Raw genomic sequence first — 443 nt, forward strand, 5'->3', positions numbered from 1 at the left:
AGCGTCGACGAGGTATTCGCCGGGTTTGCCGGCGACGACACCACCCGGCTGCTGACCTGGCGCCAGTCGCCGACCGATCCGCCGAACGTGTACCTGCGCGCGCTGGGCCAGGTGCAGCCCGGCGCGGCGGCGGGCGAAGCGGTCTACGCATCCACCATCGCGCCGGTCACCCGCTTCCCCGATCCGACGCCGCTGGTGCGGCAGATCAAGAAGCGGCTGGTGACCTACAAGCGCAAGGACGGCGTGGAGCTGTCGTTCACCCTGTACACGCCGCCGGGCTACAAGGAAGGCACGCGGGTGCCGGCGATCCTGTACGCCTATCCGCTGGACTACGCCGACCCATCCAAGGCCGGCCAGGTCAGCGGCGCCAACGAGCGCGACTTCACCCGCCTGAGTTCCTACCAGCTGTTGCTGCTGGCCGGCTACGCGATCATCGACGACAC

Annotated in this window: 1 pseudogene; it reads left to right on the plus strand. The window is 69.1% G+C overall.

Going from position 1 to position 443, the window contains the following annotated elements:
• A pseudogene (locus UYC_RS36910) lies at positions 1-443 on the plus strand (hypothetical protein); the annotation flags it as partial.

Origin of the sequence: Chlorogloeopsis fritschii PCC 6912 (genome assembly GCF_000317285.1) — a bacterium.
GTDB classification, from domain to species: domain Bacteria; phylum Cyanobacteriota; class Cyanobacteriia; order Cyanobacteriales; family Nostocaceae; genus Chlorogloeopsis; species Chlorogloeopsis fritschii.